Here is a 24,536-nt window from a genome sequence, read left to right on the forward strand (position 1 = left end):
CTCATGCCGAAGCTTAATCCGCGCCATCCGAAATTCCCGATCCCGGGCGGGCCCGAGCTGCGCGCCAAAGGCTGGCGGCAGGAAGCTTTGTTGCGGCTTCTGGAAAACGTGCTGTCCGTCGGAGAGGATCCGGACAACCTCATCGTCTACGCCGCACTCGGCAAGGCGGCGCGCAACTGGGCAGCCCATGATGCGATCGTCCGGACGCTGAAGGAGATGGACCAGGATCAGACGCTGATCATCCAATCCGGCAAGCCGGTTGGCCTGCTGAAGACGCATGACAGGGCGCCGCTCGTCATCATGGCCAACTGCAATATCGTCGGGCAGTGGGCGAAGGCCGAATATTTCTACGAGCTGCAGGAAAAGGGGCTGATCTGCTGGGGCGGGCTGACGGCCGGTGCCTGGCAGTATATCGGCAGCCAGGGCGTCATCCAGGGCACCTACGAAATCTTCATGCGGATCGCCGAGAAGCGCTTCGGCGGGTCGCTTGCCGGCCGGTTCGTGCTGACGGCGGGCATGGGCGGTATGGGCGGCGCACAACCGCTGGCCGGTCGCATGGCCGGTGCCGCGATCCTGGTGGTTGATATCGACCCCGAACGGGTCGCCAAGCGCAAGGCGATCGGCTTCCTCGATGAAGTGGCACCAGATCTGGACGCGGCACTGCAGATGATCGACGCGGCCGTGAAGGAAAAACGCGCCATCTCCATCGGTCTCGTCGGCAATGCCGCCGATATCTACCCGCAGATCGTCAAGCTCGGCATCGTGCCCGACGTCGTCTCCGACCAGACCTCGGCGCATGACCTCGTCTATGGCTATGTCCCGAAGGGCATGAGCCTCGAAGAGGTTCGGCGGCTGCGCAAGGAAGGCCAGGGCCAGCTGATGGCCGCAAGCCGCGCCTCAATCGCCGATCACGTGCGGGCCATGCTCACCTTCCAGAGCAAAGGTTCGGAAGTGTTCGACAACGGCAACCTGATCCGCACCCAGGCACGCGAGGGCGGCGTTGCGAACGCCTTCGACATCCCGATCTTCACCGAAGCCTATCTGAGGCCGCTGTTTGCACGGGCGATCGGCCCCTTCCGCTGGATGGCGCTGTCGGGCGAGGAAAGCGATATCGCCCGCATCGACGATCTGGTGCTGGAGCTTTTTCCGGACAATTTCATCGTTACCAACTGGATCAAGCTGGCGCGCGACAACGTGCCCTTCGAAGGCCTGCCGGCACGCATCGCCTGGCTCGGGCATGGCGAGCGCACCGAACTGGCGCTGGCGGTCAACGAACTTGTCGCCAGCGGCGAGCTTGCAGGCCCCATCGCCTTCTCTCGCGATCATCTCGATGCCGGCGCCATGGCGCATCCCAACATCATGACGGAGAACATGAAGGACGGGTCCGACGCGATCGCCGACTGGCCGCTGATCAACGCGATGACGATGTGCGCCTCGATGGCCGACCTCGTCGTCATCCATTCGGGCGGCGGAGGTTATGCCGGCTACATGACCAGCGCCGGCGTGACGATCGTCGCCGATGGAACGCCGGCCGGCGCTGAACGCCTGTCGCAGGCGATCACCAACGACACCTCGCTTGGCATTATCCGCTATGCCGATGCCGGATATGAAGAAGCTCTGGAGGCTGCGGCTGAACATGGCGTGCCGCATATCAAGCTGGATGCTGTTTAGCCAACTGGTCAGCGACCGCTCTCTTTGATCGCGTCCATCGCCACCGACGTCGAGGTGCTGGCGACGTTCGGCAGCGAGGAAATCTTTTCGCCGAGCACTTCGCGATATTTGCGGATGTCCGAGGTGCGGATCTTCAGGAGATAATCGAACCGCCCGGCGATCATGTGGCATTCCTCAACCTCCTTGATCTTCCGAACCGCAACGTTGAACGCCGTCAGCGCCTTTTCCTTGGTGTCCGACAGTTTGACCTCGGCGAAGGCAACATGGTCGAGGCCGAGCTTCTTGGTGCTGAGAATGGCCGTGAAGCCTTCGATATAGCCATCGTTGATCAAGCGTTGAAGGCGCAGCGCGCAGGGTGTCTTGGAAAGACCGACTTTGGCGGATATTTCCGTCACCGATATACGAGCATTGTCGACAAGCAGGTCGAGGATCTTCCTGTCGATCTGGTCGATTCCTCCAATCACCACGCTGCTGTGCGTCATTTTTCTTACCGCGACCAGAGACAATAGGGAAATTCTTTACATCCATCTTATTTTTAGCGAGAAGCACCAGCGGCGCAAGAGTATTATGGCGACATATGACGCTTCCGGTGGATCTCATGGACAATCTTTCACAGCTAAGCTCCTCTTCCATCTTTTCTGCCTTTGCGCCACCTATCCGGCCGCAGTCGCTGCTGCGCCAAGCGATTACCGCTGGCTATCGGCGTCCGGAACCGGAATGCCTAGTTCCGCTTCTGGAGGCTGCAACGCTTCCTTCCGAACTCGCCGCCAATGCCAGGGAAACGGCGCGCAAGCTGATCCTGGCGCTGCGCGCCAAGCACAAGGGTTCGGGCGTCGAGGGGCTGGTCCAGGAATATTCGCTGTCGAGCCAGGAAGGCGTCGCGCTGATGTGCCTGGCCGAAGCGCTGCTGCGTATTCCCGATACTGCCACCCGTGATGCACTGATCCGCGACAAGATCGCCGACGGCAACTGGAAATCGCATATTGGCGAAGGCCGCTCGCTGTTCGTCAATGCCGCGACCTGGGGCCTCGTCGTCACCGGCAAGCTGACCTCCACCGTTAACGACCGCAGCCTGACGGCGGCGCTGACGCGCCTCATCGCCCGCTGCGGCGAGCCGGTGATCCGCCGCGGCGTCGACATGGCGATGCGGATGATGGGCGAGCAGTTCGTCACGGGCGAAACGATCGACGAGGCGCTGCGCCGCTCGCGCGAGATGGAGGCAAAGGGTTTCCGCTATTCTTACGATATGCTAGGCGAAGCGGCGACCACGGCCGCCGACGCGGCGCGCTACTACCGCGACTATGAAAACGCCATCCATGCGATCGGCAAGGCTTCGGCCGGGCGCGGTGTCTACGAGGGTCCTGGCATTTCGATCAAGCTCTCGGCGCTGCATCCGCGTTATTCGCGCTCGCAGGCGGCCCGCGTGATGGAAGAGCTGCTGCCGCGCGTGAAAAGCCTGGCGGCGATCGCCAAATCCTACAATATCGGCCTCAACATCGATGCCGAAGAGGCCGACCGGCTGGAGCTTTCGCTCGATCTTCTCGAAGAGCTCTGCTTCGATCCCGCGCTGGCCGGCTGGGACGGCATCGGCTTCGTGGTGCAGGCCTATGGCAAGCGCTGCCCGGCCGTGCTGGATTTCATCATCGACTTGGCGCGCCGCGCTGACCGAAGGATCATGGTGCGGCTGGTCAAGGGCGCCTATTGGGATGCGGAGATCAAGCGCGCCCAGATCGACGGGCTCGAGGATTTCCCGGTCTTCACCCGCAAGATCCACACGGACGTCTCCTATATCGCCTGCGCAGCCAAGCTGCTGGCGGCAATCGACGTGGTCTTCCCGCAATTCGCCACCCACAATGCGCAGACGCTGGCGACGATCTATCAGCTCGCCGGCCCCGATTTCCGTGTCGGCAAATATGAGTTCCAATGCCTGCACGGCATGGGCGAACCGCTCTATGACGAGGTCGTCGGAAGCGGCAAGCTCGACCGGCCCTGCCGCATCTATGCGCCGGTCGGCACCCATGAAACGCTGCTCGCCTATCTGGTGCGGCGCCTGCTGGAAAATGGTGCGAATTCCTCCTTCGTCAACCGCATCGCGGATCCCGAGGTTTCCGTCGACGACCTGATCGCCGACCCGGTCGCGGTGGTGCGCGCCATGGCCGTGCCCGGCGCCAAGCACGACCAGATCGCCCTGCCGGCGGATCTCTACGGCAAGGGCCGGCAGAACTCGGCAGGCCTCGACCTGTCGAACGAAGCGACCCTGTCGGCGCTGTCCGCCGATCTGCATCGCGACGCCGCCATCGTCCGGGAAGCAAAGCCGCTGCTGGCCTTTGGTTTCGGTTCCGGCGAAGCGCGCACGGTGCTCAACCCGGCAGATCATTCAGACGTCGTCGGCCATGTCACGGAAACCTCGGCCGAGGACTTGGCGAAGGCGGCACGGCTTGCAGTCGAGGCGATGGACGGATGGGCATCCCTGCCAACCATCGAAAGAGCTGCATGCCTCGACCGGGCGGCAGACCTGATGCAGGCCCGCATGCCGATGCTGCTGGGCCTGGCCATGCGCGAAGCCGGAAAATCCCTGCCCAACGCGATTGCCGAAGTGCGTGAGGCGATCGATTTCCTGCGCTATTACGCGGAACAAGCCCGTCGCACGCTGGGCGTCGGTCACAAGCCGGTCGGCCCGGTCGTCTGCATCAGTCCGTGGAATTTCCCGCTTGCCATCTTCACCGGCCAGATCGCCGCAGCCCTGGTCGCCGGCAATCCCGTGCTGGCCAAGCCGGCGGAAGAGACGCCGCTGATCGCCGCCGAAGCGGTCCGCATCCTGCATGAGGCCGGCGTGCCAGGCGGTGCCCTGCAATTCCTCCCCGGCGACGGCCGGGTCGGTGCGGCCCTGGTGGCAGCACCGCAGACGGCAGGCGTTATGTTCACCGGCTCGACGGAAGTGGCACGGCTGATCCAGAAGGAACTGGCCGGTCGCCTCTCCGCCGCGGGCAAGCCGATCCCGCTGATTGCCGAGACCGGCGGCCAGAACGCGATGATCGTCGATTCCTCGGCGCTTGCCGAACAGGTGGTGGCGGATGTTATCGCGTCCGCCTTCGACAGCGCCGGACAGCGCTGCTCGGCGCTGCGCGTGCTCTGCCTGCAGGAAGACGTCGCCGAGCGAACCCTTTCCATGCTGAAGGGCGCCCTGGCGGAATTGCGGATCGGCCGCACCGACCAGCTTTCGGTCGATATCGGCCCGGTGATCACCGCCGAGGCGCAGGGCAATATCTCTGCGCATATCGAGAAGATGCGGGCGCTCGGACGGCGCGTCGAGCAGGTTGCCCTTCCTGAGGGAACTGCAGCGGGTACCTTCGTCTCGCCGACGATCATCGAACTGAAGTCGCTCGCGGATCTCGACCGGGAGGTGTTCGGTCCGGTCCTGCACGTGGTGCGCTACAAGCGCCAGGAGCTGGATCGCCTGATCGACGACATCAACGCCACCGGCTACGGGCTGACCTTCGGCCTGCATACCCGCCTCGACGAGACGGTCGCGCATGTCACCAGCCGCATCCGGGTCGGCAATGTCTATGTCAACCGCAACGTCATCGGCGCCGTCGTCGGCGTGCAGCCGTTCGGCGGCCGGGGATTGTCGGGAACCGGGCCAAAGGCCGGCGGGCCGCTTTATATCGGCAGGCTCGTCCAGACCCCGCCGGTGCCGCCGCAGCACAGCTCGGTCTTTCTGCATCCGGCCGCGCTCGATCTCGCCACCTGGCTTGCGAAACAGGGCAATGATGGTCCTGCCGATCTAGTGCGCAATCTCGGCAGCAGCTCGGCGCTCGGCCTCAGCCTCGAACTGACCGGGCCGGTCGGCGAAAAGAACCTCTACGCGCTGCATCCCCGCGGCCGCATCCTGCTCGCGCTGCAGACGGAGGAGGGGCTGTTCGCGCAGCTCGGCGCCGTGCTCTCGACCGGCAACAGCGCGGTCATCGATGTCACATCCGGCCTGAAGGACCGTCTGGCCGACCTGCCGGCGAGCGTCGCGGCGCAGATTACCTGGGCGGACGACTGGGCGGCGAACGGCCCTTATGCCGGCGCCCTGATCGAAGGCGAGGGCGATCGGGTGCTGGCGATCGGCCAGCGGATCGCCAGTCTTCCCGGACCTCTCGTCCTGACGCAGGCAGCCTCATCGGCCGAACTCAGGGACAATCCCGAAGCCTATTGCCTCAACTGGCTGCTGGAGGAGGTCTCGACCTCGATCAACACCGCCGCTGCCGGCGGCAATGCCAGCTTGATGGCGATCGGCTGAGGCGCAGCAATGCTTGAACTCGGGTGCTTGGAGAGCCGCAACCAACTGCATGCTCGATTTTGCGAGCGTTCCTGTAAATCTCGTGGTTGCCGCCGCGCCTGTGCAATAACACGGCTGTACTCACGAAAGCGATTCCATGCCGCAGACACAGAACCGCACTGACGCCCTTTTTGATACCGACGGCGGTAAAAATCCGCTTGCCGTGCTCAAGCGGGTCTATGGTTATCCCGCCTTTCGGGGCAAGCAGGCTGCCGTCGTCGATCGGATCGTGTCCGGCGGCGATGCCGTCGTGCTGTTGCCGACAGGGGCCGGCAAATCGCTCTGCTTCCAGATCCCTGCCCTCTGCAGGGAGGGCGTTGGCATCGTGGTTTCGCCGCTGATCGCGCTGATGCGCGACCAGGTCGAAGCGCTGAAGCAGCTGGGCGTGCGGGCTGCGGCGCTGAATTCGTCGCTGACGCGCGAAGAGTTTCTCGATGTCCGCCGGGCCATTGCCGGCGGCGAGCTCGATCTTCTCTATGTCACGCCGGAACGGATCGTCACGCCGGCGTTCAAGGATGTCATCGGCAATGCCAAGATTGCCCTGTTTGCCATCGACGAGGCACATTGCGTTTCCCAATGGGGTCACGACTTCCGGCCTGAATATCGCGAACTCGGCCATCTCGCGGAGAATTATCCCGGCGTGCCCCGTATTGCGCTGACGGCAACGGCAGATCCGCATACCCGCGAAGATATTATCGACAGGCTCGGATTGCGCTCGGCCGAGGTTTTCACGACGTCGTTCGATCGGCCGAACATCGCCTATGAAATTGTCGAGCGCGACCAGCCGCGCCAGCAACTCCTGCGCTTCCTGTCGCGCCACAAGGGGTCGAGCGGCATCGTCTACTGCCTGTCGCGGGCAAAGGTGGAAGATACCGCCAAATGGCTGAACGGGCAGGGCATTCGTGCGCTTGCCTATCATGCCGGCATGGATCGCAGCGTCCGCGACGCCAATCAGGATGCCTTCCTCAAGGAAGAGGATCTTTGCCTTGTCGCGACTGTCGCTTTCGGCATGGGAATCGACAAGCCCAACGTGCGTTATATAGCGCATCTCGATTTGCCGGGGTCAGTCGAAGCCTATTACCAGGAGACCGGCCGCGCCGGGCGCGACGGCCTGCCATCCGATGCCTGGATGGCCTATGGGATGGCGGACGTCATCCAACGCGGCCGGATGATCGACCAGGGGGCGTCGGGCGAGGACGTCAAGCGGGTCGAACGTGCCAAGCTCAACGCGCTACTCGGCATCTGCGAAACGCCCGGATGCCGCAGGCAGGCGATCCTTGCGCATTTCGGCGAGGCGCATTCGGGCCAGTGCGGCAATTGCGACACCTGCCTGAAGCCGGTCGAGACCTGGGATGGCACCGACGCCGCCATCAAGGCCCTGGCGGCGATCTACCGGACCGGCGAGCGGTTCGGCACCGGCCATCTGATCGACGTTCTGCTCGGGACCGAGAACGACAAGACGACCCGCTTCGGCCATGTCGATATGCCGGTCTTCGGCGCCGGCAAGGACATACCGTCCAAGACCTGGCAATCTGTCTACCGACAGCTTCTCGCCGGCGGTCTCGTCAGCGTCGATCACGACGCTTTCGGTGCGCTGAAATTGGAGCCGGGAGCCCGCGCCGTGTTCAAGCATGAGCGTGAAGTCCGCTTCCGCAAGGACCGGCCGACGACGGGCAAGGCGTCGAGATCGGGAATATCGAACGGGAGCGGCCCGAGATCGTCACTGGAAGGTTCCGATGCGGTGCTGTTCGAAGCGCTTCGGGTGGCGCGTCTTGCCATCGCTAAAGAACTCTCGGTACCGCCCTATGTGGTCTTTCCGGACACGACCCTGGTTGCCTTCGCAACCGACCGCCCCGCGAGCCGTGAAGCGCTGCTCGGCATTTCCGGCGTTGGACAGTCAAAGCTCGAACGCTATGGCGAGGCATTTCTGCAGGTCATACGCGCCCATGATCAATAGCGCGCGACTAGCCGTGGGCGAGATCGAAGACGTGGTGGTGGATATGGCCGTCGAACAGGGCGAGCAGGCCCTTGGTCGCCTCGCGGCTTTCGGAGCGCACCGGTGAGGCGAGCGCCGCAGCCAGCGTTTCGCGGCTCTCATACATGGTGGACAGCACCATCGGATAAGAGGGGGCGCCTTCGTCCCGCTCGAAATTATAGAGAACCCGGACTTCCTTGATGCCGGGAAAGGCGAGCCACATGGGCATCAGCGTCTCGGCAACATAGGCCCTGAACGCATCTTCCTTGCCGGCATGGATCGTGCCTTCGAAGAAGGCCTGGCGTATGATCATGGCGATTTTCCTGCTCAGTTTACGGTGGTCGGCGGCTTTTCGCCGGCGAAATGGGCGGCAAGGTTGGACAGAACCAGTTCGCCCATGGCGACCCGGGTCTCGATCGTGGCGCTGCCCTGATGCGGCACGAGAACGGTGTTGGGTGCGGTGAAAAAGTCTTCGCGGATATTTGGTTCGCCAACGAACACGTCGAGGCCGGCGCCGCCGATCGTGCCGTCCTTCAGGGCAGCAAGCAGAGCGTCTTCGTCCACCACCGTGCCACGTGCGATGTTGATGAGCACGCCCTTCGGCCCGAGAGCCCTGAGGATCTCGGCATTGACGATGTTCTGGGTCTGGGCGTTTGCCGCGACGATGACGCACAACACGTCGCTGTCTTCTGCCAGCTCCACCGGCGAGGCGCAGGATTTCCAGTCGGTATCGGTGACGGGCGAGCGGTTCCAGTAGCGGACCGACATGCCGAAGGCTGCAGCGCGTCGCCCGAAAGCCCGGCCGATCTGACCGAGACCGAGAATGCCGACGCGCTTGCCCTTCGGACTGGTGCCGAGCGGGAAGGGTTCCTTGCCCCAGAGCCCGTCGCGCACATAGGCATCGCCCTTGGCAATATTCCGGTAAAGCGCGAGCATAAGGGCGATGCCGATATCGGCAACGTCATCGGTCAGCACGCCGGCAGTGATCGCCACGTCGATATTGCGGCTGCGGGCGAATTTCAGGTCGATCTTGTCGGTGCCGACGCCATTGACGGAAATCACGCCGAGGCCTGGAAGCTTCTCGATCCATTCGTTGGCCAGCCCGGTGCCGCCGCCGGTCACGACGCCGCGGATATTCGGCAATGCGGCTTCGATCGATTGCTTCTGCGCCGGGTCGTGCAGCCGGTGCACCGTATAGGCGGCATCGAGCTCTTCCTCGAAGCGCTTCATCATCGGTTCAACGAGAAGGATCTCTGGTTTCATGTCTGAATTCCGTTTGTCGAAAATGGCAGGGGATCAGGAAATCTGGCCGAGGAAGGTCTTCAGCCGTTCGTTCTGCGGATTGCCGAAGAACTCGCTCGGCGTGCCCGTTTCGAGGATCTCGCCGCGATCCATGAAGATCACCCGGTCGGCCACCTGGCGGGCGAAGCCCATCTCGTGCGTGACGCAGAGCATGGTCATGCCTTCCCGGGCCAAATCGATCATCGTGTCGAGCACTTCCTTGACCATTTCCGGGTCGAGCGCCGAGGTCGGCTCGTCGAACAGCATGATCTTGGGGTTCATGCAGAGCGCCCGGGCGATCGCCACGCGCTGCTGCTGGCCGCCGGAAAGCTGGGCAGGATATTTCTCGGCCTGTTCCGGAATGCGGACCCGCTCCAGATATGTGCGGGCGGTCTTCTCGGCTTCGGCCTTGGAGATGCCGCGCACCTTCATCGGCGCCAGCGTGCAGTTCTCCAGCACAGTCATGTGCGGGAAAAGGTTGAACTGCTGGAAGACCATGCCGGTCTCCTGGCGGACGATGTCGACATTCTTTCCGCCGGCGGTCAGATCATGGCCGTCAACCACAATCTTGCCCTTCTGGATCGTCTCCAGCTGATTGATGCAGCGGATCAGCGTTGACTTTCCGGACCCCGAAGGGCCGCAGATGACGATCCGCTCGCCCCTGGTGACAGACAGGTCGATATCTTTCAGGGCATGGAAGGCGGCGTACCACTTGTTGACGCCTTCCATCCGGACCACGAGATCGGGGCCTCCCCGCATATCCGCCGATGCGTTGGTTATCTCAGTCATGCGGGGGCCTCCCTTTTAATACCTGTATGTCTTACTTCTTGGTGGCAACGACGAAGTCCGGCAGCTTGGCGCCGAGCCACTTTTCGTGGATCGTGTTCAGCTCGCCGCTCGTCTTGGCCTTGTCGATGAAGCTGTTGACAGCCGTCAACAATTCGGCAGAGTCCTTGCGCACGGCGATTCCCTGCACCTGCTGGGTAAGCTGAAGCTTCTGGTCGAAGCGACCGGGCGCCGCCTTGTCGATCTGTACGGCAACGACATTCGACACGCCGATCAGTTCGACCTGGCCAGACAGTAAAGCCTGTACGGCGCTGGCATCGTCATCGAAGCGCTGGATTTTGGCATCTTTCGGAGCGATCTTGGTGACGGCGGTATCCTGCGTCGAGGCGCGCGCGACGCCCACCGTCTTGCCCGAGAGGTCTTCAGGCTTGGACACTTTAGTGCCAGTGGCGCCGAACACGCCGATCGAGATGCCGGCATAAGCTTGCGAGAAATCAACCGTCTTGGCGCGCTCCTCGGTAATGCCGAGCGAGGCGACCAGCAGGTCGACCTGGTTGCTCTGCAGGTAGGGGATGCGGTTCGGGCCGGTCACCGGCACGATCTGCACCTTGACGCCCCATTCCTTGGCCAGCAGTTTGGCGACGTCGGCGTCATAGCCGTCCGGCTGGTTGGAGGTGTTCATGATGCCGAATGGCGGGAAATCGACCAGCATGCCGACTTTCAGCGTGCCCGCCGACTTGATGCTCTCGACGGTCTGCGCCGAAGCCGTCGAGGCAGTTGCACCCACCATCAGTCCGGCGCCGATTGCCGCCATGACCATGCGTCTGGAAATTTTCATGTTCCTACCCTTTACGTTGTGCCGGGGTTCCTCCCTCCGGCTTCAGAACCCCGTCAACGTGCCGTTGCGCGGGAGAATTTCAGTTCCATGCGTCGTGCCAGGACCGATAGCGGCCAGCAGAGGACGAAATAGATCGCCGCCACCGTTCCGAACACCATGAACGGGCTGAATGTCGCATTGTTGATGATCTGCCCCTGGCGGGTGAGTTCGGTGAAGCCGATGATGGCCGCAAGCGACGTGCCCTTGATGAGCTGCACCAGGAAGCCGACGGTCGGCGCCACGGCAATACGCGAAGCCTGCGGCAGGACCACATAGCGCATCCGGTTATAGTAGCGGATCCCGAGCGCCGTTGCCGCTTCGCGCTGCCCTGGCGGTACGGCCTCGATGCAGCCGCGCCAGATCTCGCCGAGAAAGGCGCTCGCATGCAGCGTCAAAGCGACCGCCGCCGCAAGCCAGGGATTGATGGCAAGGCCGATAATGTTCATCCCGAAGAACACCAGGAAAAGCTGCATCAGCAGCGGGGTGCCTTGGAATACGCGGATGAAGGCGGTGGCGATCAGCCGCGGCCATTTCGCATCCGACACGCGCAGCAAGGCGATCAAAAGACCGCCTATACCGCCGCCGGCAAAGGCGATCGCCGACAGCGCGATCGTCCACTGCGCCGCCATCACGATGATCCAGAATTCAGGCAGGCCGAAAGGTCTAATCAGAGGCATGATCGGCTCCTATCGGCTCAAGGGATATTTGAAGGCGGCCTTCTCGATCACCGAGAATACTGCCGAAAAGCCTATCGACATCACCAGGTACATGAACGTCACGACGATATATACTTCGAAGCTGGCAAAGGTCTGCGATTGCAGATTGTTGCCGGCGGCCGCCAGGTCGTCCGCCGATATCGCCGAGACGACACTCGAGGTCAGCATTAGATAGATGAACTGGCTGGTGAGTGCCGGGTAGACAGTCCGCAACGCCGGCTTCATGACGACATAGCGAAAGATCTGCAGCTTCGACAGGCCAAGCGCAGTGCCGGCCTCGATCTGCCCCTTCTGTATCGACTCGATGCCGGCGCGGATGATTTCCGTTCCATAGGCGCCAAAATTTACGACAAGAGCCAAGAGAGCGGCACTGTTCGGCGTCAGGCGAAGACCGAGAGAGGGAAGGCCGAAGAAGATGAAGAAAATCTGCACCAGAAATGGCGTGTTGCGGATGACCTCGATATAGACGTCGATCACGAAGCGCAGCGGGGCGATGCCAGATGTCTTGCCCGCGGCACAGAGCACAGAAACGATCAGGCCGACGACCATTGCCGCGCAAGACAGCTGGATGGTCAGCCACGCGCCGAGCAGAAGCTGGTCGAAGCCCGCGAATACGGGCTCGAAATTGAAGATATACAACCGTGACCTCCTCACCCTGGCAAGCGAGCTTCTCCTCCGCCGTTTACCAATTAGATCGATCTAAAATCTTTTCTTCTGCTTAGTCAAGCTGCGACCCGGCTGGAGACGCTGCATGGTCGCAGAAATCAACGCGCTGAAGGGAGGTCAGACAGGCAGGCTTTTTGCACCTGATGTCGGACGACGGTGGTAGAGTTCTGCCGGTGCAGGACGACCGACATGATAGCCCTGGACCGCGTCGATGTGCATGGTCCGCAGCAGCGCCAGTTGCACCGATGTCTCGACACCTTCCACCAGGATCCGCGGACCGCGATTGCGAATAAGCCCGATTATGTCTTGAAGCATGGCCTCGCCACGCACACTAACGCTATCGTGGAGGAAGGAGCGGTCTATCTTGACCGTATCGAAGTCAATGAGCCGCAGCCAGGACAGGCCGGCAAATCCGGTGCCGAAATCGTCCAGCCAGATCTTGATGCCAAGGGTCTTTAGATCACTGATGCATCGTAAGACCTCAGAATGCTTTTCCATTTCAAGACCTTCGGTGATCTCAAAAGCGAGCCTGCTGCCGGCGACGCCGGTTTCATAAAGAATAGCCGCGACACTGGCCGCAAACCCGGGCGTCTTCAGCTGGATTGGGGAGACGTTGACGCTGGCGGTCTGAACATGATTGTCGGCCAGCAGATCCCGGCAGACCGTCCGGATTGCCCATCGGCCCAGTTCAAGGATCGACCCGGTACGCTCAGCGATCGGTATGAACAGGCTGGGAGGGATTATGTTGCCGTCGAGCGTCTTGAGGCGCATCAGAGCTTCGACAGAATCGTGCCGGCCCGAAGCAAGATCTTCGATCGGCTGATACACAAGCGATACGAGATCATGATGGATGGCGATCTTGAGCAGGGCAGCGATGTTTTCGCTCTCGTCGCTGCTCTCGGGATCGCTGGGATCGAAAACCCGAGCACAGTTGCGCCCGCTTGCCTTGGCGCCGTAGAGCACCCGGTCGGCTTCATGGATCAACTTCTCAAGCTTTTCGCCGTTTTGTTCTCGTGTGAAGGCTGCGCCGACGCTAACAGAGACAATGGATGTTCCGTCGCGCCGTTCCTCATGCCGGATGCCCAGCTTCTCGACCGTCAGACGGATCGTTTCGGCCAACCCTGCCGCTGCCTGACGGTTGTCTATGGGCGCGACAACAATGAATTCCTCCCCGCCGTAGCGGCCAATGAAGCCCTCATAAGGCTCAACTGCCGCCTTTATAGCGGTCGCAACCCGGATCAGGCAGCGATCCCCGCCTTGGTGACCGTAGGCGTCGTTGTACTTCTTGAAGAAATCGACATCGACGAGAAGAGTGGCAAAGCCACGACCGGTCTCCTGCCAGTCATCCCAATATTGCCTGAGCTTTTGATCGACTGCACGGCGGTTTGCGAGACCCGTCAGATAATCGGTGTTCGACATGCGCAGCAGCGCTTCGCCTCGTTCGCTCGCCTCCTTCTGCTGCATCTTTGCTTCGAGCGCATTCAGAAAAACATGGTAGCGCTCGCGGTTGAGCTTCCAGTTGACGTAGGATGTGAAGACGAAGCAGGAGACGTAAAAAGTGCCGAATGCGAACACATACATCTTGCCCGGCCAAAAGATCGACAAGGAAAACAGGAAGGTGAAGAGAACGGCGCTCGACGAGGCAACGGAAAGACCAAAGCGGAAGCTGAAGAACAGGTTGGCGCCCATCATGAAAATGGCGCCGAAAACCATATAATAAGAGAGGCTGTGTGAATGTATGGTCTGGGCTGCAGGGAATACCCAGACTGCATAACCCAGGACAAGCGCCGAGGCGCTAGTGCGATCAAGCCATTTGATGCCTGCCCCCAGATGGTATTGGGCCTCCAGGATCGCCAGCGCAACAACTCCGACCATCAGCCGCGCCACAATTGTGTAGGGAGCCACATCGGGGATCATCAACAGATCGGTTGCCGAAAATAGAAGATAAACAATGACCGCGATCCAGAGACCTTGGCGCGTCGCGGTCCTTCTTGCTGGCTCGTCGTCCTGGTCGTAAAGGCAACGCAGCTCGTGCGGAGATGGTCTCTGCAATTTCCGCTGCAGATCTATCTCCACGGTGTCCGCAAATGTGTGCCTCATGCACTCTTCCATCGGCTCCTGCCCCGCGGCTCGGGCCTCTCAGCCTACTGCCCACGGACGAAATTAAGCTCTGGCGGCTGCTGATCAAGGCTCGATCAAGGTGACAACGTGCCGGGCATTCACCTCCCCATTTACAGGGGTGCCGTTAAATCTGGTTAAATTTACCAAGAAAATGCATTTCCGGCGCTGGCTAAGAAATCTAATGGTTAATCAGAAGTTTCTGTCTATGATCAATTTCACGGGATGAGCAGGGCTTGCAGACGCCGCATCCCCTCAAAATGTATCATTGTATGACGGGGATGTTCATATGACCCAAATGAAAATGGAATTTGACGGCCACAGCCTCATTACACCCAGCGCGATTGCCGATGAGCTGGTGGCGGCGAAGGAAGAACGTTTCGACGAGCATCTTGCCATCGGAAAGGGAGAATTGGCTCTCTTGCTGGAACTCGCTCGCCAGCAGTTCGCCAAGGGCGAAAACCCCACGAAGGTCATCGACCGGGTGACGATGTCGCTTCATGAAATCCGCCACCGGCTGCAGCCGCGCGTCTGGCAGGAGCTGGTGCCTTTCGTGCAAGAACATGCCGTTTCGGAATATTTTCTGCAGGATCCGTTGACCCGCTGGTCCTGGGACAAGCCGCGCGGCTACTCTGGCGATGCCAGGCTGCTGGACTTCATTTATCGGCATGACAGCGTAACGGAGGACGTGGCAGGCGCTTCCGATCTTGGCAAGGCCCTGTTCGAGTATACAAGCACCGCCCCATCTTCGCTGGCCAACTGGGACCGCCGCGACATTCTTGCAGGCTATGTGGACGAAGTCGCAGCCCGGACCGGGGCTGGCACTGAGGTGCTGAGCGTCGCGGCCGGACATCTGCGCGAAGCAGAATATTCCAAGGCTTTCCGCGAAAAGCAGTTAAAGCGCTGGGTCGCACTTGACCAGGATCCCATCAGCGTCGGCACGATCGCTCGGGATTACCAAGGCACCTCGGTTGAAGCCATCGATGGCTCCGTTCGGGCCATCCTGACGGGACGCCAGCACCCAGGCACATTCGACCTCGTTTATGCCTCCGGGCTTTATGACTATCTAGTTGACAAGGTTGCTATCAAGCTGACCCAACGTTGCCTGGATATGCTGAAGCCCAACGGCACCTTCCTTTTCGCCAATTATTCCTATCCGATCCTGGTGGACGGCTATATCGAGACCTTCATGAACTGGCAGCTCCTGCTCCGTTCCGAGGCCGATATGTGGAAGATCATCCACGCCTGCGTCGATAAGGATGAATACGAAACCGGCGTCTTCTTCGGCAAGAACCGCAATATCGTCTACGGTTTCATCAAGAAGCGCAGCTAAGACATAAAGAGCGGCGCGCGAAAAATTTCCGCACGCCGCTCTCACTGTGCCTCGGCAACCTCGCGCGTTCGTGATTTTCTGATCGAGCTGATAAAAGTCTTCCGATCTGCATCGTCTCCGCCTACCACCTGATAAGCTGCAGGTGAATCGGAGGAGGATGACAGCAGATGAAGATCACGAGGGTAGAAACTGTGCGCGTGGCGGAGCGCGCAAACCTGTTATGGGTCCTCGTCCATACGGACCAGGGTCTCATAGGCCTTGGCGAAACTTTTTTCGGCGCCGAGACGGTCGAGAGCTATATCCATGAATACGTGGCGCCACGTGTCATCGGCCGCGATCCGTTGGCGATCGACCTGCTTGCCCAGGATCTCGTCGGTTATGTGGGCTTCCGCTCGTCCGGCGCCGAAGTGCGCGGCAATTCCGCATTCGACATCGCCCTCTGGGACATTTTCGGCAAGGCGACCGGGCAGCCGATCGCTCAGTTGCTCGGCGGTTTCAGCCGTAAAGAAATCCGCACCTACAACACCTGCGCCGGCACCGAATACATCAAGAAGGCGACAGGCCAGTCGACCGTCAATTACGGCCTGACCGGCGGCACCGCCTATGACGATCTCAACGGCTTCCTGCACCGCGCCGACGAGCTGGCCGAGTCTCTGCTGGAGGAGGGCATCACGGCCATGAAGATCTGGCCCTTCGATGCGGCGGCCGAAAAGACCCGCGGCCAGTATATCTCCATGCCGGCCCTCAAGGTGGCGCTCGAACCGTTCGACAAGATCCGCAAGGCAGTTGGCGACAAGATGGACATCATGGTGGAGTTCCACTCGATGTGGCAGCTGCTGCCGGCCATGCAGATCGCCAAGGCACTGACGCCGTATCAAACGTTCTGGCATGAAGATCCGATCAAGATGGACAGCCTGTCGAGCCTCAAGCGCTACGCCGAGGTCTCGCCGGCGCCGATCTCAGCGTCTGAAACGCTGGCGACGCGCTGGGGCTTCCGGGACTATCTCGAGACCGGCGTCGCCGGCATCGTCATGCTTGACATCTCCTGGTGCGGCGGCTTGTCCGAGGCTCGCAAGATCGCCTCGATGGCGGAAGCCTGGCATTTGCCGGTTGCTCCGCACGACTGCACCGGCCCGGTCGTGCTCTGCGCCTCGACCCATCTGTCGCTCAATGCGCCGAACGCGCTGGTGCAGGAAAGCGTGCGCGCCTTCTACAACACCTGGTACCGCGACCTGGTGACGGCATTGCCGGAGGTCAAGAACGGCATGATCACCGTGCCGCCCGGCCCGGGCCTTGGCATGGAACTCAACCCGGACCTTGACCGAGCCTTCACCGTCAGCCGGCGCGTGTCGGACGCATCCGGATCGTGAGGAAGGGAGTAATGACCCAGACGGCAGCAACCATGAGCCGGAGCACCACCATGACTGGCCCCATCCTCATGCTGATCGGCATGCTGATGTTCGCGCTCAACGATGCCATGGGTAAATGGCTGGTTTCCAGCTACGGCTTGGGGCAAGTTATCCTGCTGCGCAGCCTCGCGGCCCTTCTGATCCTTGTGCCGATGGTCTGGCGGGCCGGGTTCGGCAAGCTCCTCAGGGTGCAACGACCGGGCATGCAGCTGGCCCGCGTCGCCTTTTCGACAGCAGAAGTCTTCTTCTTTTATTATGCTGTCGTTTACCTGCCGCTTGCCGATGTGATGACTTACTGGCTGGCAGCGCCGATCTATGTCGCTGCGGCATCGCCCTTCCTGCTGGGCGAGAAGGTCGGCTGGCGGCGCTGGACGGCGATCGCGGTTGGCTTCGTTGGCGTTATCATCACGTTGGAACCATCTAGCGCCATGTTTACGGCCCCGGCTCTGATTTCGATCGTCGGCAGCGCGGCCTTCGCCTTCATGCTGATCTCCGGCCGCTTCCTGCGCGAAACCCCAGATAGCACGCTCGTCTTCTTCCAGGTGGCGGGGGCAGGGCTTGCCGGGCTCGTTTTTGCGCCGACGGACTGGTCGCCCATCGCGTCCGGCCTGGATGTCGCATTGCTTGGGCTGCTGGGCGTTGTTGCCATGGCGGCTCACATGCTGGTCAACAGGGCGCTGAAGATATCCGACGCGGCAACAGTTGCACCGCTGCAGTATACGTTGCTTCTTTGGGCGGTGATCTTCGGCTGGATCTTCTTCGGCGACGGGCCTCGGCTGACGATGATGATCGGGGCCACCCTGATCGTCGCCTCCGGCCTGTTCATCTTCATCCGCGAGCAGACGCTGAAGAAGCGCCAGGCGGTGCTGCCGGCGGTTCCTGAATGAGAAAAGCCCGCGGCGCCTCAGGCGTCGCGGGCTTCGTGTTGTCGAAGGCTGCCGCTCGGACGAAGCGGCCTCCCATCCTTATTTGCGGACTTCCTTGAGCTCGGCAACGATGGCGTCGACCACGTCAGCGCCAATCGTGGCTTTGTGCTTTTCATAGACGACCGCCGACTTTTCGCGGATGCGCTTCTGCTCGTCCTCAGACAGCGTATTGACTTGGAGACCGGCCGCTTTGATCTTCTCGAGCGACTTCTTGTTCAGATCGCCGATCACCTGACGCTCCACGTCACGACCAACGACCGCGCAGGCGCGAAGGGCGGCCTGCTCGTCTGGCGCATAGGTGTTGAAGATGGCCTTGGAGAACAGGAAGAGGAACGGTGTGTAGGCGTGGTTGGTCTCAGTAACGTATTTCTGCACTTCAAAGAACTTCGACGTGTCGATCGTTACATAGGGATTTTCCTGTGCGTCGATCGCCTTGGTTTCGAGAGCCGAGAAGACTTCGCCGAAAGCCATCGGCGTGGCGTTGGCGCCGAGGTTCTGGAAGGTATCGAGGAAGATGTTGTTCTGCATAACGCGAACCTTCATCCCCGAGAAGTCTTCCCACTTGGTAACCGGGCGAACGGAGTTCGACAGGTTGCGGAAGCCGTTTTCCCAGTATGCGAGGTTTATGACGCCGGCAGCATCGAGCTTCTGGTTGATCATGTCGCCGAACTTGCCGTCGAGAACCTTGTAGGCTTCCTGAGCATTGCCGAACAGGAAGGGCAGGTCGAAGACGCCGAGGGCAGGAACGATGCCGACGAGCGGCGAAGACGAGGTGACCACGGCTTCCTGAACGCCCGAGCGAAGCGCCTGCGTCGCCTGCAGGTCGCCGCCAAGCGCGCCGCCCCAGAATGCCGTCAGCTTCATCTTGCCGCCGGACTTCTCGTCGAGGCATGTCTGCATGGCTTTGATACCATTGCCGACCGGATGGTCGGCATTGATGCCGTTGGAAACGCGGATATTGCGCGACTTGAATTCAGCAAATGCCGGTGCCGCTGACGAGCAAGCAAGGGCAAGGGCGGCGGTTGTCAGTAGAAGCTTTCTCATAGTTATCCTCCCAGGATGTGTGTGAGACGGTTATTGGAGCCAGCGTAACGGTACCATGACGAGGTCTGGAAACAGGACCAGCAGAAAGAGCACGATCGTTTCGGCGATCAGGAACGGCCAAACTCCGGCCGTCACCTTCCCGAGCGGAATGCGTGCAACGCCGCTGACCACATTGAGCACCACGCCGACTGGCGGGGTGATGAGGCCGATCGAGTTGTTCATGATGAACAGCACGCCGAAATAGACCGGATCGATGCCTGCCTGCTTGACGATCGGCATCAGAACCGGCGTCAGGATCAGGATGGTCGGCGTCAGGTCAAGCGCCGTGCCGACGACCAGGACGAGGATCATGATCGCAAACATCAGCAGCATCGGGCGATCGATGAGCGGCTCGATATAACCGACGATTTCAGCCGGAATATTGGCGGCAGTAATCAGCCAAGAAGAGACAAGCGCGGCGGCTACAAGAAACATGATTACCGAGGTGGTCTTGGCAGCCTGCAGGATGACATGGGGTAGCTGGCTTGGCGTCAGTTCACGATAGATAACCATGCCGACGAACAAGGCATAAGCCGCCGCGACGACGGCCGCTTCCGTTGGCGTCATGATGCCGGCCTTGATGCCGCCAAGGATGATGACGGGCATGCCAAGCGCCCAGGCAGCGCGGCCCGTGACGCGCAAGCGCTCGCTCATCGATGCCTTCGGCAAGGCCTGGACATTGTCTTTTCGCACAACGATGAGCCAGGCGATGATCAGCGAGATGCCCATCAGGATGCCGGGAAAAATGCCGGCCAGGAAAAGCTGGGTGATTGAGACATTGCCGGCGACGCCGAATACGATGAAGGCCATCGACGGCGGAATAACCGGTGCGATGATGCCGCCTGCGGCGATCAGGCCACCAGAACGGGGCACATTATAACCGGCCTTGGCCATCATCGGGATGAGGATTGAAGCCAGTGCCGCGGTATCGGCGGCGGCAGAGCCCGAGATGCTCGCCATGATGATCGCCGCCATGATGGCGACGATGCCGAGGCCGCCGCGGATATGGCCGACGCAGGCGATGGCGAAGTCAATGATGCGGCGAGACAGGCCGCCGGAATTCATCAGCTCACCGGCGAGGATGAAGAAGGGGATTGCGAGCAGTGTAAAGGTGTCGACACCGGCGATCATGTTCTGGGCAATGATCTGCGTGTTGAACATGTCCATGTACCACATGAGCACGACGCCGCAGAACATCAGCGAGAAGGCCACGGGCACACCGATCGCCATGGCACCGAGAAGCGATACGATGAAAACGATGAGTGTCATCAGGTGCGCTCCGCCATCTGCTCGATGGTGAGGTTTTCTCCGGCGAACATGCTGATCTCCTCCGCGGTGGCGCGACCAGTGACATAACGGAACAGGCGCTCGAGTGCGATGAGCGACATGCCGGCGCCCGTGAACAGGCCAATGCCGTATACCCAGATCATCGATAGGCCAGTCACCGGAGCCGTCATGCTGGCATTGATTTCGAACTGCTGCCATGTGCCCCAGAAGAAGATCATAGAGCAGACCAGAATAATAATGTTCGACAAGATCATGCAGATCAGGCGACCGGTGCGGCCGAACAAGGCCACCACGCTTTCCACCCCGAGATGGCCATGCTCGCGAAACGCGACGACGGCGCCGATAAAAGTCAGCCAGACGAAGAAGTAGCGGGATAGCTCTTCTGAAACAGACATGCCGGAATTGAAGGCGTATCGCAGGACGACGTTCGCGAAGACCATGATTGCCATGCCTGACAGCAGGACGATCAGCAGGATCTCGAGAAACTTGAAGAAAAGATCGGTAGTTCTTTGCATGTTCACCCTCCCGCCGTTTACAAAAGCCCGCGTTGGGCAAGATTCCTCATCAAAGCGGACAGCCCGAAACTCCAGGGAGGGCATTTGTCGCTGTGCTCGACCCGATTGATCAACCGGCCAAGCTTTGCAGTAGAAATCTCAACGACGTCGCCGATCTCGTGGGTAAAGCCGAGGCCCGCGCCGCGCCTGTCTTTCACCGGTGCAAACATTGTGCCGAGGAAAAACACGACGCCATCGGGATATTGATGGTTCGAATTGACCAACTGAGCGACAAGCTCTTCCGGCGAACGGCTGATCGCCTGCATGGCACTCACACCGGTCATTTCGAAGCCCTCCTCGCCTTTGACGGACAAAGAAATCTCGGCTGACTTGACGTCGTCGATTGTGAATTTTCCGTCGAAAAGGCGGATAAACGGCCCAATGGCGCAGGAAGCATTGTTATCCTTGGCCTTGCTGAGAAGCAGGGCGGAGCGGCCCTCGAAGTCGCGCAGGTTAACGTCGTTTCCAAGCGTCGCGCCGACGATACGACCCGCGGAATTGACCGCCAGCACGATTTCCGGTTCGGGATTATTCCATTCGGATTTAGGATGTATACCAATCACCGCGCCACAGCCAACAGCCGACATCGGTTGCGCCTTGGTAAAGATCTCTGCATCGGGGCCAATCCCGACTTCCAGGTATTGCGACCAGAGCCCCATGCCCTGCAGCAGGGCCTTGACCTGAGCGGCCTTTTCGGAGCCAGCGACGACGCCTTTTAGATTGTCACCGAGCACCGGGGCGAGCTGTTTGCGGATTTCCTGAGCGCGTAAGGGATCACCTTTGGCCTGCTCCTCGATGACGCGCTCCAGCATGCTATCAGCGAAGGTGACACCTGCCGCCTTGATCGCCTGAAGATCGGCTGGCGCCAGCAATTCACCGGCAGAGCCATCCAGAAATTCGCCAAGCGAGCCGAGGTCGGCAAAGTCCGGCCGATCCTTCAGGCTAGCGACTAGGTCTTCTTTCTCCAGCAGTTGCGACACTGTGGGCGCGAGCAGCGACAGGTCGAGAACACGGAACGATGAGGAAAGAAGAACGGGGCAGGGGCCGCCTGCAGCCTTGGACCAGACACGCCCGATCAACAGTGCATCTTGCGCAGCCTGCGGCAAAATTGTTTCTAGGTTCACTACATGCTCGGTATTCACCGCGCGATCCTCCTCTTCACCACAGAGGACGCATCCTCCGCTCATTCTATTGTCAGGATGTCTGACAACTGCTCCCGGGATTTCTTTTAAAGAGAGAAATCTCCCCTGTCCAGCATGGTTGTAAGAGCTTCACTTGATAGGACTAGATCGATCCAATTTAACTTGCACAACCGTTAGAAAATTTCTAGCTGCAGTTCAATGCGGCTTGCCGCCCCGACCAGATGCTCATGCATGGCCTGACGTGCCTGGTTGGGCTGGCGGCTGGCGATAGCGTCGCGAATCGCAAGATGCTCGGCAATCGTTACCTCGACAATCTCCTCCAGAACCGCGCTGGCCCGCGCTGCGTTGATGGCAAGGTGAATGCGCTCGGCAACGAAGCCTAAGAAAAGCAAGAAATATTCGTTCTGCGTGGCAGCGGCGATCTGGCGATGGAACGCCAAGTCGGCAAGAATGCCCTCATCCGTCCACTTGGCCGCCCCCGTCATCTGGGACAGCGCCTCGTCGAGCTTCAGCAGGTCGTCGCTCGTGTGGTGGATTGCCGCAAGACCCGCCGCTTCGATCTCGAGCGGCAGCCGCAGTTGAAACAGGCTGCGGAAGCTCGCCTTATCCGACAGGTTCTCCTGCTCGATGCGGATCGACTGGCGCCTTTCAATGTCGGTCGCAAATGCCCCGACGCCCTGCCTGGTTTCCACCAAACCTTCATTGCGCAAATGGGCGATTGCCTCGCGAACAACGGAGCGGCTAACGCCGAACGTCTTGGAGAGGAGATGTTCCGTCGGCAGCTTTTCGCCGGCCGAGATGCGTCCTTCGGTGATTTCGCGGGCGATCTGTGCGGCAATGCGCGCCGGGAGGTGCTCGCTTCTTCTGATCTGGTTGAAATCCGCTACGGCCACGTTCGCTTCCCCCTGCGAAAGCTTCTTCTACGAGATTCCGTTGAGATTCAACTGGCAGCCCGGATTGAACAGAAGATGGGGATCGACCGCATGCTTCACGGCTGCAAGCAGCTTCCGGCGGGTATCCGGCAATCGGCTCTCAAAGTCAGCCCGCTTCAGGCGGCCAATGCCGTGTTCGGCGCTGATGCTGCCCTGATAAAGGTCGACCACCTCGTTCAGCACCGTCTTGGCTTTATAGATGACCTGGTCGCGCGCCTCGCCTAGAAGATCCGTCGGCGGCAGGACATTGAGATGCACATTGCCGTCGCCGACATGACCATAGGAGACGCTGATGCAATCGGGAAGGGCCTGGGAGATAGCAGCCTCCGCATCGCTGACAAAGGACGCGAGCTTCGACAGCGGCACGGATACGTCGCTGCGCATATGCGAGCCGCGTTTGGCCTGCCCTTCATTCATTCCTTCGCGGATGAGCCAAAGACTGCGCGCCTGCGCCTGGGAAGAAGCGATCGTGCCGTCCACCACAAGGCCATCGGTCATCACGCCTTCGAGGAAACGTTCCATCAGATCGTTGACATCAATCAGGCCGCTGCCGGATATCTCCATCAAGACGTAAGCGGGGTAGTCACCGGCAATCGGGATCGGCAGGTCCGGCATGGCCTCGCGGGCAAGATCAAAAGCGAGAGGCGGCATGAATTCGAAAGCCGACATCAGATCGCAGCAGTCGCGACGTGCCCTGCGGTAAAGCGTAATGGCATCATCCAGCGAAGCGAGAGCCAGCAGTGCCGTCGCCACATGATCGGGATAGGGCGTCAGCTTGATGGATACGGCGGTGATGATGCCAAGCGTGCCCTCGGCGCCGATGAAGAGCTGTTTCAGGTCGATGCCGCGATTGTCCTTGCGCAGTGTAGACAAGCCTTCGAAGATCGTTCCGTCCGCCAGCACCACTTCGAGCCCGAGCACCAGTTCACGGGTCATCCCGTAACGCAGCACATTGATGCCGCCGGCATTGGTAGACACATTTCCGCCAATCCGGCAGCTTCCCTGCGCACCAAGCGCTAGCGGAAAGAACATGCCTTTGTCGGCGATCGCATCCTTCAATTCGGACAGAATGCAGCCCGCTTCGACGACCGCGGAAAAATCGTCGGCGTCGATCGTCCGGATCCGATTCAAGCGTTCAAGGCTGAGGATGACCTGACGCTCCGGAGCGTCGGGAATGCCGCCAAGCACCAGTCCAGTATTGCCGCCTTGCGGGACAATTGACAGGCCTAATACGCGGCAGGCCGTGACTGCAGCCGCAACCTCGGCGGTCGAACGGGGCCTGAGCACTGCAACGGCAGCGCTGGTGACATCACCATGCCAGTCGCGACAATAGCGGAGCATCTCACTGGCTTCCGTGAGAACCATGTCGCTGCCAAGACGCTCCTGCAAGGACAAGCGGTGTTCTGCGACGACGTTGTGCTGATCAGCCATTGGCGACCTCCTCTACTCAATCACT

The 24,536-nt window shown here is 60.6% G+C and carries 20 protein-coding genes; 6 read left to right on the forward strand and 14 right to left on the reverse strand.

Going from position 1 to position 24,536, the window contains the following annotated elements; all coding sequences use genetic code 11:
* Positions 1-3 precede the first annotated feature (3 nt).
* Complete coding sequence (locus E2F50_RS20480) at positions 4-1,671, forward strand: thiourocanate hydratase (RefSeq protein ID WP_133318034.1); 1,668 nt, start codon at positions 4-6, stop codon at positions 1,669-1,671.
* A gap of 8 nt (positions 1,672-1,679) precedes the next feature.
* On the opposite strand, the gene E2F50_RS20485 is transcribed toward E2F50_RS20480, so the two are convergent.
* Positions 1,680-2,153, reverse strand: a complete 474-nt coding sequence (locus E2F50_RS20485; protein ID WP_133318035.1) for an Lrp/AsnC family transcriptional regulator — start codon at positions 2,151-2,153, stop codon at positions 1,680-1,682.
* Between the two features lie 116 nt (positions 2,154-2,269).
* Here E2F50_RS20485 and putA point away from each other — a divergent pair, with 116 nt between their 5' ends.
* Positions 2,270-5,956, forward strand: a complete 3,687-nt coding sequence (gene putA / locus E2F50_RS20490) for a trifunctional transcriptional regulator/proline dehydrogenase/L-glutamate gamma-semialdehyde dehydrogenase (RefSeq protein ID WP_133318036.1) — start codon at positions 2,270-2,272, stop codon at positions 5,954-5,956.
* Between the two features lie 136 nt (positions 5,957-6,092).
* The gene (recQ, locus tag E2F50_RS20495; protein WP_133318037.1) at positions 6,093-7,952 is read left to right on the forward strand and encodes a DNA helicase RecQ; all 1,860 of its coding nucleotides are present in this window, start codon (positions 6,093-6,095) and stop codon (positions 7,950-7,952) included.
* Positions 7,953-7,959: 7 nt separating this feature from the next.
* Here recQ and E2F50_RS20500 read toward each other — a convergent pair whose 3' ends face one another.
* The 7 genes from E2F50_RS20500 to E2F50_RS20530 form a co-directional block, all read right to left on the reverse strand.
* Positions 7,960-8,283: a hypothetical protein gene (locus E2F50_RS20500; protein ID WP_133318038.1), complete on the reverse strand. Its 324-nt coding sequence runs from the start codon at positions 8,281-8,283 to the stop codon at positions 7,960-7,962.
* Between the two features lie 14 nt (positions 8,284-8,297).
* Positions 8,298-9,233 carry a 2-hydroxyacid dehydrogenase gene (locus E2F50_RS20505; protein ID WP_133318039.1) on the reverse strand — a complete coding sequence of 312 codons (936 nt, stop codon included), beginning with the start codon at positions 9,231-9,233 and terminating at the stop codon, positions 8,298-8,300.
* A 33-nt stretch (positions 9,234-9,266) separates the two neighbouring features.
* Entirely contained in the window at positions 9,267-10,040 is a 774-nt protein-coding gene (locus E2F50_RS20510; RefSeq protein WP_281029223.1) for an amino acid ABC transporter ATP-binding protein, read from the reverse strand.
* Between the two features lie 31 nt (positions 10,041-10,071).
* Complete coding sequence (locus E2F50_RS20515) at positions 10,072-10,875, reverse strand: transporter substrate-binding domain-containing protein (protein WP_133318040.1); 804 nt, start codon at positions 10,873-10,875, stop codon at positions 10,072-10,074.
* A 53-nt stretch (positions 10,876-10,928) separates the two neighbouring features.
* Complete coding sequence (locus E2F50_RS20520) at positions 10,929-11,585, reverse strand: amino acid ABC transporter permease (protein ID WP_133318104.1); 657 nt, start codon at positions 11,583-11,585, stop codon at positions 10,929-10,931.
* A 15-nt stretch (positions 11,586-11,600) separates the two neighbouring features.
* A complete protein-coding gene (locus E2F50_RS20525) occupies positions 11,601-12,269 on the reverse strand; it encodes an amino acid ABC transporter permease (protein ID WP_133318041.1) in 669 nt (222 codons plus the stop codon).
* A 144-nt stretch (positions 12,270-12,413) separates the two neighbouring features.
* Positions 12,414-14,396, reverse strand: coding sequence for a putative bifunctional diguanylate cyclase/phosphodiesterase (locus E2F50_RS20530; protein ID WP_133318042.1), 1,983 nt, complete (start codon positions 14,394-14,396; stop codon positions 12,414-12,416).
* Positions 14,397-14,703: 307 nt separating this feature from the next.
* Between E2F50_RS20530 and E2F50_RS20535 the strand changes: the two genes are divergently transcribed.
* From E2F50_RS20535 to E2F50_RS20545, 3 genes are all read left to right on the forward strand, one after another.
* Positions 14,704-15,747: a class I SAM-dependent methyltransferase gene (locus E2F50_RS20535; protein WP_133318043.1), complete on the forward strand. Its 1,044-nt coding sequence runs from the start codon at positions 14,704-14,706 to the stop codon at positions 15,745-15,747.
* Positions 15,748-15,914: 167 nt separating this feature from the next.
* Positions 15,915-17,117, forward strand: a complete 1,203-nt coding sequence (locus E2F50_RS20540) for a mandelate racemase/muconate lactonizing enzyme family protein (protein WP_133318044.1) — start codon at positions 15,915-15,917, stop codon at positions 17,115-17,117.
* Between the two features lie 11 nt (positions 17,118-17,128).
* Positions 17,129-18,043, forward strand: coding sequence for a DMT family transporter (locus E2F50_RS20545; protein ID WP_425375410.1), 915 nt, complete (start codon positions 17,129-17,131; stop codon positions 18,041-18,043).
* Positions 18,044-18,121: 78 nt separating this feature from the next.
* On the opposite strand, the gene E2F50_RS20550 is transcribed toward E2F50_RS20545, so the two are convergent.
* From E2F50_RS20550 to E2F50_RS20575, 6 genes are all read right to left on the reverse strand, one after another.
* On the reverse strand, positions 18,122-19,126 hold the full coding sequence (locus E2F50_RS20550; RefSeq protein ID WP_133318045.1) for a TRAP transporter substrate-binding protein: 1,005 nt from the start codon (positions 19,124-19,126) through the stop codon (positions 18,122-18,124).
* Positions 19,127-19,156: 30 nt separating this feature from the next.
* Positions 19,157-20,434 carry a TRAP transporter large permease gene (locus tag E2F50_RS20555; protein ID WP_133318046.1) on the reverse strand — a complete coding sequence of 426 codons (1,278 nt, stop codon included), beginning with the start codon at positions 20,432-20,434 and terminating at the stop codon, positions 19,157-19,159.
* Complete coding sequence (locus tag E2F50_RS20560; protein ID WP_133318047.1) at positions 20,434-20,967, reverse strand: TRAP transporter small permease; 534 nt, start codon at positions 20,965-20,967, stop codon at positions 20,434-20,436. The genes E2F50_RS20555 and E2F50_RS20560 overlap by 1 nt, the downstream gene beginning before the upstream one ends.
* Before the next feature lie 17 nt (positions 20,968-20,984).
* Positions 20,985-22,193 (reverse strand): fumarylacetoacetate hydrolase family protein, encoded by a 1,209-nt coding sequence (locus E2F50_RS20565; protein WP_133318048.1) that lies wholly within the window; start codon positions 22,191-22,193, stop codon positions 20,985-20,987.
* A 128-nt stretch (positions 22,194-22,321) separates the two neighbouring features.
* Positions 22,322-23,041 (reverse strand): FadR/GntR family transcriptional regulator, encoded by a 720-nt coding sequence (locus tag E2F50_RS20570; protein ID WP_133318049.1) that lies wholly within the window; start codon positions 23,039-23,041, stop codon positions 22,322-22,324.
* A 27-nt stretch (positions 23,042-23,068) separates the two neighbouring features.
* The gene (locus E2F50_RS20575; protein WP_133318050.1) at positions 23,069-24,511 is read right to left on the reverse strand and encodes an FAD-binding oxidoreductase; all 1,443 of its coding nucleotides are present in this window, start codon (positions 24,509-24,511) and stop codon (positions 23,069-23,071) included.
* Between the last annotated feature and the right edge of the window lie 25 nt (positions 24,512-24,536).

It is taken from the genome of Rhizobium deserti (assembly GCF_004358025.1).
Taxonomy (GTDB): domain Bacteria; phylum Pseudomonadota; class Alphaproteobacteria; order Rhizobiales; family Rhizobiaceae; genus Neorhizobium; species Neorhizobium deserti.